Source organism: Paenibacillus woosongensis, from assembly GCF_009725165.1.
GTDB classification, from domain to species: domain Bacteria; phylum Bacillota; class Bacilli; order Paenibacillales; family Paenibacillaceae; genus Fontibacillus; species Fontibacillus woosongensis.
This window is the reverse complement of sequence record NZ_WNZW01000001.1, coordinates 866,423-880,795: the sequence shown is the minus strand read 5'-3', so window position 1 is coordinate 880,795 and position 14,373 is coordinate 866,423. Positions and strand designations below refer to the sequence as shown.

The window sequence follows — 14,373 nt, the reverse complement described above, 5'->3', positions numbered from 1 at the left end:
GACACATTCAAGAAAAATGTAGAATCATGTATTATTGTGTAGAACTAAATACATAGAATATGTTAGGGAAAGGAAGATGACACTTGAAAATGAAGTCCAAAAAGACGGTAATGATCGGGACAGCGCTTGTTCTATTGTTGACTTTTTCTGCCGGGGTGTCTGCGGCTTCCACGCTGGAGCGCATTCAGGCTAACTTGAACCACGGCATTTCGTTTTTGTTGAACGGACAGGCATGGACGGCTAAAGATGCAAACGGGGCGAAGGCTGTTCCAATCAGTTATAAGGGGACGACTTATGTACCGCTGCGCGCTGTGGCTGAGGCTACAGGGGCGGACGTTCGCTTCGATGCTGCCAAACAGCAAATTTCGATTACGACGGGACCGGTTGCCGAAACTCCGGGCAAGGGAGAACGCAGCCCTTTTAGCGTAGATAACGTATCTCATTTCAAATGGAGCTACTATACAAGCGGCATTACTCGGAACAAGGCTGATTTGCAGTTCGGAGAGACGCAATACGAAGCTGCGTTTATGGTTACGGGCGTGAATAGTGCCGGACAAGGCGTTGCTTTTAAAGTCAAGGACGGCACGAAAAAAGTCGGTGTACTGGTTGGCTTCAAAACGCCGAAGTCTGATAAGGAATACTCTGGAAGTTATACGATTGCCGATAAGGATGGACAAGCCTTTGCAACCGGTAAAATCGAGAACGGCACCGTAGTTGAAAACGTCCTGGTGCTGCCTAGTAACACTACCGAGCTGTACGTTAAATTTATCGGACCAGCCGGACAAGATTCCACGGGCTACGTCATCTGGGACGAAAGCTGGCTGGAGAATTAAATGCAATTATTTCTATGTAAATAATCTACTTTCAAGCCGAAAGATAACCGCTTGTATGCGGCCGTCTTTCGGCTTTTTGCATGGTTATTGCTATGTTGTTGATTAGTATATTTGTTAAAATTAGTGACACAGTGACATTAATCACGTATAATCATGAGAAGATATAGAGTATAACAGGTGTTTGAAATTAGTGGTACAATTTCAAGGTGGTTAAAGGGGGACAATCGAATGATATCCCTGCAGGAGGTTAGCAAGAGCTATGGCCAGCAGCGAAATGACCGATTAGCTGCGGTTCAGGAAGTAACACTCACGGTTGAGGAAGGAACGATTCATGGCATCATCGGACCTAGCGGTGCAGGAAAATCCACGCTGCTGCGGCTGATGAATATGCTGGAAGCTCCGGATGCAGGGAGGGTCATCATTGCAGGCCAGGACTGGACCGTTTTAAGTGAAAGCGAGCTGCGCCGGGCGAGAAGATCCATCGGCATGATTTTTCAGCAATTCAACTTGCTTCAGAATCGTACGGTTAGCGGCAACGTCTCCGTTCCCCTGGAGCTGGCTGGGCTGCCGAGGAAGGAGCGGGCTGAACGGGTTCGCGAGTGCCTGCGGTTTGTCGGGTTATCGGACAAGGCGGAGGAATACCCGGCGGCGCTTAGCGGAGGGCAAAAGCAGCGGGTAGCGATAGCCCGCGCACTGGCCAATCACCCGAAGGTACTGCTCTGCGACGAGCCGACCTCCTCCCTCGATCCGAATACGACGAATGATATCCTTGGCGTCTTGAGGCATGTGAACGAGACCTTGGGCGTCACGATCATTATCGTCACGCACGAGATGGAAGTGGTAGCGCAGCTATGCCAACGGGTCTCCGTTATGGAGGACGGCCGATTGACGGACAGCTTTGCACTGCAGCCTCAGAACCGTGCTTCTGCGATCCTGTCACCGAAATCGTACAGGGAACAGCTGTTGGGTACGGAGGAGCTTAGCGATGTTTGATATTTCTGTCATGCTGGACAGTATGGTTCAATACGAGGCTGAAATCAGGAAGGCGATCGGCGAGACCTTCTTCATGGTGGGAATATCGGTTGCCGCTGCCATCGTCTGCGGCCTGCCTGTTGGCACTCTGCTGTTCCTGTGCCGTAAAGGCCAGATCTACGAGAACCGTTTCTGGTCATGGCTGCTTAACGGCTTCGTCAATATCATCCGCTCCTTCCCTTTTCTGCTGCTGGTCGTCTTCATGATTCCGCTCACCCGGATCATTGTGGGTACAGCAATCGGTACGGTGGCGGCCTCGATACCTTTGTCGGTAGTGGCGATTGCGCTCTATGCCCGGCAGGTGGAGCAGGCGCTGCTCGATGTGCCGCGCGGCGTGATCGAAGCGGCGCGTTCGATGGGTGCGTCGAAGCTGGAGATGATCGTCAAATTTCTGTACGTGGAGGCTCGATCAGGCCTCGTGCTGGGATTAACTACGTCGACGATCAGCTACATTTCCTATTCAACCGTCGTGGGGATCGTCGGAGGCGGCGGGATTGGCGATTTTGCCATTCGCTACGGATATCAGCGTTTTGAAACGGAACTGATGACCGGGGTGATCCTATTGATGATCGTGCTGGTACAGGGAATTCAATATGCAGGCACGACGATTTCGAAGTTGCTGGATAAGCGGTCATAGCTGTAAGAATTATAATTTTTTACATTATACTTAGAGAAATATTCGGAGGGAAACATACGATGAAAAAATGGATGCTCATGCTCTCATTACTAGTGGTCGTTGTGGCCGGCTGCGGTAAACAAGCGGCCAACGGCCCAGCAAATAAGGAGGCTTCTCCAGCGGAATCGCCGCAGCAGCAGGAGGAGGTCACGCTTAAAGTGGCAACGCTTATTCCGCCGATGACCGAGATCCTCGAACTCGTTCAGCCGCTGCTGAAGGAGGAAGGTGTTAATTTGGAGCTTGTTGTATTGTCGGACAATATCCAGCCGAACGATGCGCTGGCGAATAAGGAAGTAGACGTCAACTTCTTTCAGCACGTCCCGTATATGGAGCAGTACAACCAGAACAAGAATGCTAACCTGGTAGCTGTACAACCAATCTATCACGCTGTATACGGCGCTTATTCGAAGCGTTATAAATCGATGGAGGAGCTGCCGGAGGGCGCGGTGATCGCCATCGCTAACGACCCGTCCAACATTGGACGTTCGCTGGATATGCTGGATAAAGCCGGCATTATCAAGCTGAAGGAAGGCGTCGGCATTGAAGCGACGCAAGCAGACATTATCGAAAATGAGAAGAACTATAAGTTTGAGGAAGTGGATTTGCTTATGCTGGCGCGGATGCTGGACGATGCGGATCTCGTGCTCATGACGCCGGCTTATGCGAGCCCGCTCGGTTTGACGCCGAAGAAGGATGCGCTATTGACCGAGACGGCGGAATCCGATTTCGCGATTACACTAGTAGCCCGCGAGGATAACAAGGACTCCGAAGCGGTGCAGAAGCTGGCCAAGGCCATGTCCGGTCCTGAGGTGAAGCAGTTCCTGCAAGACAATTACGATGAAATCGCCATTCCTGCTTTCGAATGATTCCAATGAACTTTAAACAAAAATCCGGGATTTCCCCATGCGGGAGGCCCCGGATTTTTGTTTCTAACAATACAGGTGATCCACAGGCAGCCCTAGATTTCGGAGAAGATGAGGACGTCATGTATCAAAAATATACCGGCCGTTACCGTTGACAGCTCCGGCGTGGTCACGAAGGCTAAGAAGCCGGATGGTGAAGAGAAAACTTTGTTGATTGCCGTTTTGGTGTGAGGCTTGGGATCTGGTTAGGCATGTGATTGCGAAAATAATACCTAATGAGTAAAGAAAAGGAGCATTCTATATTAACTGAATGCTCCTGATCTACTAAGGCCAATATGGATTGTATTGAACGTAACCTCTATAGGTCACATAATGGTACCCTGAACCATCGTTATTAATAACGGTGAGGGAAGGATTAACCAGTTGTAGTGTTCCTGTAAACCTACCAGCTGGAAAGTAAGTAATGTGGTAGTAACTAAGTGATGGAAAACTAGAATCTTTCTCTCCCTTTGCAAAATTAATAGTTCTAGAAACTTCTACATATTTTGGAGAGGTATCATAGAAGTCATTAGCCTTATTTGCTGCACTGGCTGTTGATGCTGGCAATACTGAAGTAATAGCAATTAAAAATGTCAAGAAGAGAGTGATAAAAGATATTCTTTTTAAACTAAAATTCATAGATTAACACCTCCTTTTTAATTAATATATACATTTGTGGAAAATAAATCAATTGAATTTTAAGTATAATATGTAAATATAGAAATTAAAGGTATTTAATTGAATAAAGATAATATACAAGCATGATTTCTTTGATGCGAGACTTCGAGGATCCCTTTTAATGATTCCTCAGGAGAGTAGATTAATGTCATAGCGTTATTCGACCCGGCGCAGACGCAAATCCTTCGTAAACCATTGACGGTAGCTGAGCGCGCTGAGCAGGATGCTAGTAATGGCGGCGGAGCTGGTAAAGGCAAACACGATCAGAATTTGATAGCGGACCGCTTCGACGGGATCGGCTCCGGCGATAATCATGCCGGTCATCATGCCCGGCAGCTGGACGAGCCCTACGGTTTTCATTCCATCGATCGTCGGGATCATACTCGATTTCACGGAGCGTATCATGACATCCTGAACCGATCTCCGAGCGGATGCACCCAGGGAGAGCAGCGTTTCGATTTCGCCGCGCGAAGCAAGGATATCGCGTTTGAACTGGTTCAGGAACAATCCGGCTACCACCATGGCGTTGCCAATGGTCATGCCGCTGATCGGAATGATGTATTGGGGTGTAGGCTCTATAATGTCCAGTCCCAGCAAGAGGCCCATCATGAGCAATTCCGTGGCTGTAATGGCGATGGCTACTCTCCACCAGATTCCTGCCAGCCCTTTGCCCCGCTTGGCGGCATTGCTGGCAGCGACGGTAATCATGAATATGACGATAGCGATGATGAATAACGGATGATTGCTGTTAAATACAAACTGAAGCACATAGCCGACGAGCAGCAGCTGCGCAGCGGCACGGATCGTTCCGATGGCGATATCCTTCTCCAGATCAAGCTTCTGCCATACGGAGATCAGCATCGTGACCATGACGAAAATGATCGTAAAGCTGAGTGCTAAGAGAGACATAATTCACCCCTGTCTAGCGGCTGATTCAGGAATTTGCGGGCAAGACCTGTCTCGGGCTGCTCAAAAAACTGCTTCGTAGGCGTCTTTTCCAGCAGGGTGTGATCCCCCATAAACCAGACATAATCGCTGATCCGGGCAGCCTGCTCCAGTTGATGCGTCACCCAGATCATGGCGGTGCCTTCCTGGCGATGCCACTGTTGGAGCAGTTCCTCTACCCTTATGGCGTTGCTCTGATCCAGCGAAGCTGTGATTTCGTCGAGCAATAGTATTTTTGGCCGCAGCAGCAGCGACCGGATCAGGGCGATGCGCTGCTTCTCCCCGCCGGATAAATCGGCTGCATTTTTGCTGAGGTCGATCATCTCAAGGCCTGCTTGTGCAAGCAGCTTGCCCACAAGCGGAGCGTCGTAAGGAATGCGGTGCAATTGATGCACCGTCCGCAAATTATCCTCGACGCTGCCGGGCAGCATGACGGCCTGCTGGGCAACATAGCAGACGGCTTTACGCCATTCTATAGGATCGATTTGCGTGGAGGATATGCCCTCCAGGCGGATATCGCCTTCATCGGCTATATCCAGCAGGGATAAAATTCGCAGCAAGGTGCTTTTGCCTTGCCCTGACATGCCCAGAAGGGCAACGCGGTCGTGGCGGGCTACCGCTGCGCTGACATTGCTAAATAGAAGAGTCCCGGGCGAGTCCGCATGGCTCTTCTTCAAATGTTCCAATTCAAGCAGAGTAGGCAAGATGGTGGGCACCTCTTTTTACAGGATATTTATATAGTACATTTTAACAAATCTTTGGAATAAAAAGTGGATTACACAACGTATGAAATAATGTTATAATACTTGAAAGTGAAATGAATTTACATGAAACATATCATGGATGGTTTCAAGTGTGACTTCCTTCACTGGAATAAGTATTAATTTGTAGTATTCTAAATTCAAGGCAACAAACAGAGCTTGATAATAACAAAAATAAAATTTGAATATGGATCTTCGGGGTAAGGTGAAATTCCTGACCGGCGGTGATAGTCCGTTCCTTGAACGGCCTTCAGCCCGCGACTCCCTGTCTGAATGAGGCAGGGACTGATCTGGTGAAAATCCAGGGCCGACGGTAAAGTCCGGATGGGAGAAGATCAAGGGTAAGCATGCTGCGGATTTGTCATGTCCAGGCAAGCTTATTTGATCAGCCCCCGTGTAGGTCGACGATGTCGATGACGGGGGTTTTCTGCGTATAAGACTCCGTATTCAAGGTAAGGAGACTGCAAGATGGAAAACGCAACTGTAGGAGTCAAAATCAAACCTTCGCTGCCGCTGCAGGCCGCCCGCCCGAAAAGCGGGTTCTGGCTAGTCGTCCTCGGAGCTGCCCTTTGGGGGGCCGATCCGCTATTTCGGATCATTTTGCTTAAGTCGCTCACATCGGCGCAAATCGTGCTGCTGGAGCATATTATCATCGCCTTGATTGCTATTCCGGTCATGTGGAAGAATCGCCAGGAGCTGCGAGGAATGGGCTGGAGGCAGGCCGGAGCCCTGCTCTTCATTTCCTGGGGCGGATCGGCCATAGCCACCATCCTGTTCACGATGGGACTCGTTCATGGCAATCCCAATGCCGTTCTGCTTCTGCAGAAGCTCCAGCCGCTGTTTGCGATCGTCCTGGCAAGAATGCTGCTGAAGGAACGGCTGCCGCGTCATTTCTCTTGGCTGATTATTCTGGCACTGGCCGGCACCTATCTGCTGACCTTCGGCTTTACTCTGCCGATCGGGCACTGGAGCGAAATCGTACAGGTCGGCAGCCTGCTGTCGCTTGGCGCGGCGGCGCTGTGGGGCGGTTCTACAGTAATGGGCCGTCTGATGGTGGGCCAAATGAAATACGAGACGGTAACCTCGCTTCGCTTCGTGCTAGCACTGCCGCTTTTGTTCGCGATTACCTGGAACGAAGGGGCAGCTTGGAACATACCTACTGAGGCTGGCGCTTTTGCGGCCGTATCCTTGAACTTGCTCGGTCAAGCGCTGCTGCCAGGCTTGCTCAGCCTGCTCGTCTATTATAAAGGGCTGACTACGACCAAGGCCTCGGTCGCCACACTTGCGGAGCTAAGTTTCCCGATGGTCGGAGTACTGATCAACTGGATTGCCTTTCAGGAGATGGTCACGGCCGCTCAGGCCTTCGGTTTTATGCTGATCTGGGCTACGCTGTTCGTAATTTCCCGTCAGTCACAGGCAGCGCCTGATGCGGCACTTAAGTCTTCATAATTCATGTAGATATGATAACAACGTGTACGTATTTGCCACATATTTATTTGTTGGGTTCAACTTAAGCTTTCAGATCGATCATCATCGTTGTCTTTCTTTGGAAGGCAGGTGGTGATCGTTTTTTTTGGCTGCGCACCACGGAGAAATGACCGCAAAATTTCGAGCAGCTCGGTCATATTCACCAGTGAGATGGCAATAAAGTATAACAAGGCCAGCGGATCCATCTTCCTCACAAGAAGAAGCCTGCTGGTTTTTTGCATTTATGGCTCAACCAGCTAATTTACATAAAGCGCTACTTTTAAAGCGTTAACGATAACATTTGTTCTATATGATGGGGGCGATAATAATCATCATACAGGGAGGGAATTCATGTTGCGTAATATGGGCAGGAGGATTGTATATTTACTGCTGGCGTTTCAACTTCTTGCCGGCTCACTGTTTACAGGGGCTGCGGCTTATGCCGAAGATGGTAACGCAGCACTTGATCATTTGGAGCAGCTTGAGGCGGAAGAAATTGGCGCTGGCGGGCCGCAGGCTGGCGAACTCCAAACCGATGCCGGACAAGCCGGTCATAGACAAACAGCGGATGCATATTCCGTAACGCAAAATGTATACGCTGCAGCGGACTCTTACGATTTTACAGACAAGCTCTACATTCGCAAAATCGGTTCATACCGGGTCGGCTCCACCAACAAGGACGGCGGCGTGGCCGAGATCGTAAAATACAATAAAGGGAACGGGAGGTTCTACCTCGTTAACGGTTCCTCCAATCCGCCAAGCCTCGATATCATCAAGCTGGCCGGCGGTGCTTTAACGAAGGAGAAGACGATTCAAGTGAAGGAGCTGGCGGAGAAGGACGGCTTCCAATACGGCGACTTGACCAGCGTCGATGTACATGCGGAAACGAAGCGCATAGCTGTAGCAGTACAGGAAGCGGATGCTGCCAAAGCGGGCAAAATACTCGTCCTGGATGAGGAAGGGAATTTGCTGACGACTTATGCGGCCGGCGTGCAGCCGGACATGCTTCTGTTTACACCGGACGGACGCTATATACTGACGGCGGACGAAGGAGAACCGCGGCTTGCCGGGATCGATCCGGAAGGCAGCGTTACCATCGTCGATACGCTGACCGGAGAAGTGACGCATGTTAAATTCGATGATCCTGCGGTGATCGACGATTCGGTGCATATCCGTGGAGCTTCCGGCGCAGACGGCAGCATCACCGGTCTGGGGAATAAGGCCGATGCCTTGTTCGATTTGGAACCGGAGTATATTGCCCTTTCGTCAGATGGAGAGACTGCTTATGTGTCGCTGCAAGAGAATAACGCGATCGCTGAGATCAATATCGCCGCGAAAACGGTAACAGCCGTGCGCGGGTTAGGTGTGAAAGACTTAAACGACCCGGCCAATTCGTTTGACTTGGTGAAGGACGGGGCGATCAAGCTGGAGAATGTTCCATTCTTCGGCCAATATATGCCGGATGGAATAGCTGCCTATGATTTTGGCGGCCAGACCTATCTGTTCACGGCCAATGAAGGGGATGTCACCGAATGGCCGGGCCGGGTGAACGGTACAACGCTTGGCAAGCTGCGAACCCGGCTGAACCCCGGCTCTGCGGCAGCGCAGTTTCTAGAGGGCAAGGGAACGGTTTACGATAAAGTCGAGGTCGCAGGAGATATGGGGAACGACGAGGTTTATTTGTACGGGGGACGTTCATTCTCCATATGGAATGCTGCGGACATGCGGCTTGTGTATGATAGCGGCAGTGATTTTGAGCAAATTACTGCCCAGCGTCTGCCGGATTATTTCAATGTGAGCAACAGCAAGGCAGAGAAGGATGACCGCAGCGGCAAAAAAGGCCCTGAGCCCGAATACGTCTCGATTGGCCGGGTCGGCGATAAAGTGTTTGCTTTTATCGGGCTGGAGCGGATCGGCGGCGTGATGACTTATGACGTGACTGACCCAGCGGCGCCGGAATTCGTCAATTATACGAATACGCGTGATTTCGGCGCGGGCCTGGATACCGATACGGGGCCGGAGGGACTGGAATTCATTCCTGCGCCAGACAGCCCGACGGGGCGCCCGCTGCTGCTCGTTGCAAACGAGGTTGGAGGCACCGTGACTGTCCTGGAGCTGGAGGTTACCAAGGTAACCTTGAATAAGACGGACTTGCGCCTTAATCTGGGCGGTGCCGGGGAGAAGCTGACGGCTGCGGTGGACGCCGTCGGCGTTGGCCAAATCGGTGTGAAATGGACATCCTCCAATCCCGGTATCGCGGCGGTAAATGGGGATGGTCTCGTTACACCTGTATCTGCCGGGAGTGCGGAGGTTACGGCAATCAGCGACGACGGCTATGGCATGGCTATTGCAAAAGTAACAGTGAGTGAGGCTGTCCCGGCGGACTGGAAGCTGACGGTGATGCATACCAATGATACGCATGCCCATTTAGCCGATGTCGCAAGACGCGGAACCCTTATCAGGGAAATCCGCGAGGAGACGGCCGGAAACAGCCTGTTGGTCGATGCAGGGGATGTGTTCTCGGGGGATCTTTATTTTACCAAGTGGCTGGGGCTGGCCGATCTGGCGTTCATGAATCAGCTGCAATATGACGCAATGACCTTCGGCAATCACGAGTTTGACCGGGGAACAGCCGTGCTTGCCGAATTTGTGAGCCAGGCACAGTTCCCGCTGGTAAGCTCGAACATTGATTTCAGCAAGGATAATCATATGGCGCCATGGATTAGATCGCCTAAGACGATGAGGGCTGGCGCTTCTCAAGCGGCAGGGGATGCTGGCGTGTATCCGTATGTCGTGTTTGACGTCAACGGCAAGCGTGTTGGTGTGATGGGCCTGACCACAGAAGATACCAAGGAAACATCGAGTCCCGGAAAAAATGTTGCATTTCTTCCCGCTGCAGAGGCTGCAGCCGAGACGGTAAAGGCGATGGAGCAGGAAGGCATTCAGATCATTATCGCCTTGTCCCATCTAGGCTATAGCCGGGATAAGCAGCTCGCTGGCGCAGTGGACGGGATCGACCTGATTGTCGGCGGCCATACCCATACGAAGCTGGATGAGCCGGAAATCATCTTGAATTCGGATGGCGGCGCGCCGACGGTAATCGTGCAGGCCAATGAATGGGGGAAATATTTGGGCCGCGTCGATCTTTATTTTGACCTTAACGGCGTCGTGCTGACGGAGGCGGGCCAAACGTCCGGAAGGCTTATTCCCGTAGACAGCCAGGTAGAGGAAGATCGCGAGCTGAAAGCGATGCTGGAGCCATATAACGCTGAACTGGACGCGCTCAAAAAGCAGGTGATCGGAATTGCCGGCGTTGTTCTCGACGGGGAGCGCGAGCATGTGCGCTCCAGAGAGACGAATCTGGGGAACCTCATTGCCGACGGCATGCTGGCGAAAGCGAAGGCTCTCAAAAATGCGGATATTGCCCTGACCAATGGCGGGGGAATCCGCGCTTCCATTGACGAAGGCGAAATTACGATGGGCGAGCTGCGTACGGTGATGCCGTTTGGCAACACGCTGTATATTTTGGATGTGACCGGCAAACAGCTTAAGGATGGACTGGAGAATGGCGTAAGCGGCGCCAAGCTTGCCGATCTGCCGGGTAAATTTCCGCAGGTCGCCGGCATGAAGTTCAAGTGGGATTCGAAAGCTCCGGCTGGCAGCAAAGTGTATGATATCCAGATTCAAAATGGTGAGCGGTACATTCCGCTGAATGAGTCTGCGATTTACCGCTTGGCAACCAACAGCTTCGTGGCCAACGGGGGAGACGGTTATGCTTCCTTTGCCGAGGCGGTTGCGCTTGGCGCGTACCATGAGGATCTCGGGTATCCCGACTATGAGATCTTTATGGAGCATGTGGAGCAGCAGGGAGGGACGGTCCATCCCCGGGTAGAAGGGCGTATTGTTGAACAAGCGAAGCCGGAGAGCAAACCTGGAAATGGCAGCGGGTCTGGCAATGCTGGCGGCGGCAATGCTGGTGGGGGCAGCAACGCCGCCGGCGGGAGCCAAGGAAATGGCAAGAATGAGCCGGGTAAGGAACACGGCGCCAGCGGAAACGGCAGTCAGGGAGCGAATATGCTGTCTGGCGATCAGCTGCAGCGGACAAAAGAAATCGCAGCGGACGGCACGGAAATGATTCGGATTACCGCGCAGCTGTCTGACGTTGAAGCTGCTTTGGCAGCCGCCGAGCAAGGGAACCGTGAGATCATTATTCAGGCGGAGGAGAAGGACGTTGCCGGATCAAGTTCCGCTTTGCACGCAATGAAGGTGTCGCTTCAGGCAAAGGCGCTGGCATCAGCATCCTCTAGAGACAAGAACCTCGTCATGGTCATCCGTACCGCATCAGCAAGTTATCGTCTTCCGCTGCATGTGCTGGGTTTACAGCAGCTAGAGGGCGGTAATGGCACGCTGGATTTGCAGGAGGCTTCGATCAATGTCATTTTGGCACCCGTCACAGGAGAGAAGCTGCAGCAGATTAACGGTAAAGCCGCGGATCTGGGGGCCGGAGTCGTACCCGGTACGGTCTTTGATTTTAAAGTGACCTTATCCGGGAAAGACGAGGAACGGGAGATCAGTTATTTCGGGTTAACCTATGTCAGCCGAACGATCGGCATTCCCGATCATTTTGCCGATAAGCTATTAACGGCGGTTCAATATGATGAAACGACTGGTGAATTGCTCTTCGTGCCTGCGGTGAAAATACGCACAAATGAAGGAACTGCCCTTGAAATCAAACGCCCCGGCAACAGCATCTATGCTGTGCTGGAATACCGCAAAACGTTTGCGGATATCCATGGGCATTGGGCTGAGCAGGCGATCGAGGCCTTGACTTCGCGAATGATCGCCAAAGGAACGGATGATTCCACATTTGCTCCGGGGCAAGCAGTGAGCAAAGGCGAATTTGCAGCTCTGCTGATGCGGAGCCTGGGATTGGCCTCAGTTACAGTAATCGGGGATAGCCGATTTGCTGATGTCGGCCCAAATACGCCGCATGCCGCGGAGATCGGCTCTGCTGCCCAGTATGGGATCGTAACCGGCGATGAATCCGGCCATTTCAATCCGGATCAAGAGCTAAACCGCGCCGAAATGGCTGTAATGGTCGCCCATGCCCTCCGCCTTGTGGACGGCAGCGATGGAAGCAATATACCGGGCTCTTTGGCGGTATTTAAGGATCAACACGCGATTCCTGCCTGGGCGATCCCCGGCGCTGCCTATCTGGCGGACCGTGGTATGGTGAAGGGCGATCCGCAGGGAAATTTCGATGCTCAAGGAAAGGTAACCCGCGCCCAAGCTGCAGTGATCTTGCTGAAATTGCTCCGAGAGCTTGGATTTGTGGATGAGGCATAAGGAACGGAACCAAGTGGGGAGGTAGCACATAGGATTGGACCACCAGAGGACGCCGGCAGGCGTCCTTTTGGCTTGTTTTCTTGGTCGCTGAAGCTTGTTTAGCAAGTGTGGCAGCATAAGGTCGAGGGTTCGTTTACGTGGACGATCCGACCACGCACGCCAAAGGAGGCTATTCGCTCGTAAGCTTGTTAGCCCCGGAAGTCGGTCATCCGGTCAGCCCGGTATCCTGAGTTGAGTCTAACGACTCCCATCCACGTTATTTGTACCAATTTGCGCTTATTTTACATCTAACGGTTGTCAGCGACGCTATTTTACGGTTTATCTACTGTTTAGAGTAATAAAGACTGAAATAGCGTTCCCTGGTTTCGTTAGATTCTGACAGAGGCTATTTTCGGAAAAATAGTGATCGTGAGAATCGTTAAAACCAACCACAGTACTCGTTCTATGTCACATTCTCGATCCAGTCGCGACTTAGTTATGGTCTATGTTAGTTTCAGTCTCATGTCCTGGTCTCGTGTGGGTCTTGTATCTTGGTCTCGTATCTTGGTCTCGTGTGGGTCTTGTATCTTGGTCTCGTGTTTGGGTCTCACGTTTTGTCTCGCGTTTCAGCCTCGGGCCACGTTCTCACGACCCGGCGCTGCGGGTGTCGTGGTTCATCACTTTCGATCAGCAGCAATCGTTACTCACTAGAAGACGAAGGTGCTTTCTTGTTATTGACAAGATTAGAGCGAATGGTTACCTTAAATAGAAATGATCGTAAAGAACTGGAAAAATGCATGGGCTATAGGAGGATACATGTCTTGAACAAATGGATGGCAATCTTAATAGCAGGTCTCATGGCGGCGGTCGCTTCGGGCTGCACAGTGGATTCAAACCCAGAGGCGGTTAATACGTCGACAGTTAGTGATAGCAAAAACAACAAAGGCTCGAATTCGAATACCACCGCTTCGAATCAAAATTTGCCGAAGGCGGAGGAGCTTATACAACGGATGAACGAGGCTGGAAAGGAACTCATGAGCTTCTCGACCGAAGTGGATGTATACCAGACTATTGTAAACAGGGTTTCGAATACGGCTTCCACCGAACAAATTATTGATTCGTTAACGAAAAGCGATATCATTAAAGAACCGTTTCAGACCCATTCAAGCACCCAGACGAAAATGCATACCGAGGACATGTCCATGGTTATGGAGCAGTATGTCACGAAAGATGCCATTTATATGAAATTAGGGAATGACTGGATGAAGATGAATGAAGAGATGAGGAGCAAAGCGATGCCAGGCATGGTGGAGGCAGGCTATCCCTGGCGGCAGCTAGAGCCGTACCGCTCCGTGGAGGATGCACTGGAAGTTAGCGAAGAGGGAGGACACTATGTTATCCGAGCGAAGCTAAATGACAGCCAGCTGTTAAAATTCACCGAAAGCTATAGAAATCAAACGAATTATCGTGGCGAGCCGCTAACGGATAACTACACCGATATAAAAATTAGGAAGGCCAACATTGTGTATACTGTCCGCAAAGACACTTATTACCCGGTTGAAGTCAGCTTATCTACGGATATGGACGTAACGATGTCAGGCAACACATTTTCCATAAAAAGCGAAAGCCGGAGCAAGTACTCCAATTATAATGAAATCCAGGAAATCAACATACCGCAGGAAGTACTGGCGGCCCAATAAATGAGAAAGCACCCCGGAAAGGGGTGCTTTTCTGTCTGAAGGTAAATAAGATTT

At 51.3% G+C, this 14,373-nt stretch carries 11 protein-coding genes and 1 riboswitch; of the genes, 7 read left to right on the top strand and 4 right to left on the bottom strand.

The window, feature by feature from the left end; genetic code table 11:
* The first annotated feature begins 89 nt into the window (after positions 1-89).
* From GNP95_RS04205 to GNP95_RS04190, 4 genes are all read left to right on the top strand, one after another.
* Complete coding sequence (locus GNP95_RS04205) at positions 90-833, top strand: stalk domain-containing protein (protein WP_230873649.1); 744 nt, start codon at positions 90-92, stop codon at positions 831-833.
* A gap of 228 nt (positions 834-1,061) precedes the next feature.
* Positions 1,062-1,826 (top strand): methionine ABC transporter ATP-binding protein, encoded by a 765-nt coding sequence (locus GNP95_RS04200; RefSeq protein ID WP_155609597.1) that lies wholly within the window; start codon positions 1,062-1,064, stop codon positions 1,824-1,826.
* Complete coding sequence (locus GNP95_RS04195; protein WP_155609596.1) at positions 1,819-2,502, top strand: methionine ABC transporter permease; 684 nt, start codon at positions 1,819-1,821, stop codon at positions 2,500-2,502. Before GNP95_RS04200 ends, GNP95_RS04195 begins: the two co-directional genes overlap by 8 nt.
* Positions 2,503-2,561: 59 nt before the next feature.
* Complete coding sequence (locus GNP95_RS04190; protein ID WP_155609595.1) at positions 2,562-3,407, top strand: MetQ/NlpA family ABC transporter substrate-binding protein; 846 nt, start codon at positions 2,562-2,564, stop codon at positions 3,405-3,407.
* A gap of 321 nt (positions 3,408-3,728) precedes the next feature.
* Here the strand turns inward: GNP95_RS04190 and GNP95_RS04185 are convergent, their stop codons facing one another.
* The 3 genes from GNP95_RS04185 to GNP95_RS04175 form a co-directional block, all read right to left on the bottom strand.
* Positions 3,729-4,082 (bottom strand): hypothetical protein, encoded by a 354-nt coding sequence (locus GNP95_RS04185; protein ID WP_155609594.1) that lies wholly within the window; start codon positions 4,080-4,082, stop codon positions 3,729-3,731.
* Positions 4,083-4,277: 195 nt separating this feature from the next.
* A complete protein-coding gene (locus GNP95_RS04180; protein ID WP_155609593.1) occupies positions 4,278-5,030 on the bottom strand; it encodes an ABC transporter permease in 753 nt (250 codons plus the stop codon).
* Positions 5,018-5,770 (bottom strand): ABC transporter ATP-binding protein, encoded by a 753-nt coding sequence (locus GNP95_RS04175; protein WP_155609592.1) that lies wholly within the window; start codon positions 5,768-5,770, stop codon positions 5,018-5,020. Before GNP95_RS04175 ends, GNP95_RS04180 begins: the two co-directional genes overlap by 13 nt.
* A gap of 244 nt (positions 5,771-6,014) precedes the next feature.
* A riboswitch (FMN riboswitch) is annotated at positions 6,015-6,167 on the top strand.
* Positions 6,168-6,295: 128 nt separating this feature from the next.
* Between GNP95_RS04175 and GNP95_RS04170 the strand changes: the two genes are divergently transcribed.
* A complete protein-coding gene (locus tag GNP95_RS04170) occupies positions 6,296-7,276 on the top strand; it encodes a DMT family transporter (protein WP_155609591.1) in 981 nt (326 codons plus the stop codon).
* A 56-nt stretch (positions 7,277-7,332) separates the two neighbouring features.
* Here GNP95_RS04170 and GNP95_RS04165 read toward each other — a convergent pair whose 3' ends face one another.
* On the bottom strand, positions 7,333-7,536 hold the full coding sequence (locus GNP95_RS04165; RefSeq protein WP_155609590.1) for a hypothetical protein: 204 nt from the start codon (positions 7,534-7,536) through the stop codon (positions 7,333-7,335).
* A 109-nt stretch (positions 7,537-7,645) separates the two neighbouring features.
* On the opposite strand from GNP95_RS04165, the gene GNP95_RS04160 reads away from it, so the two are divergent.
* Entirely contained in the window at positions 7,646-12,640 is a 4,995-nt protein-coding gene (locus GNP95_RS04160) for a choice-of-anchor I family protein (RefSeq protein WP_155609589.1), read from the top strand.
* Positions 12,641-13,440: 800 nt separating this feature from the next.
* Positions 13,441-14,319, top strand: a complete 879-nt coding sequence (locus GNP95_RS04155; protein WP_155609588.1) for a DUF6612 family protein — start codon at positions 13,441-13,443, stop codon at positions 14,317-14,319.
* The last annotated feature ends 54 nt before the right edge of the window (positions 14,320-14,373 follow it).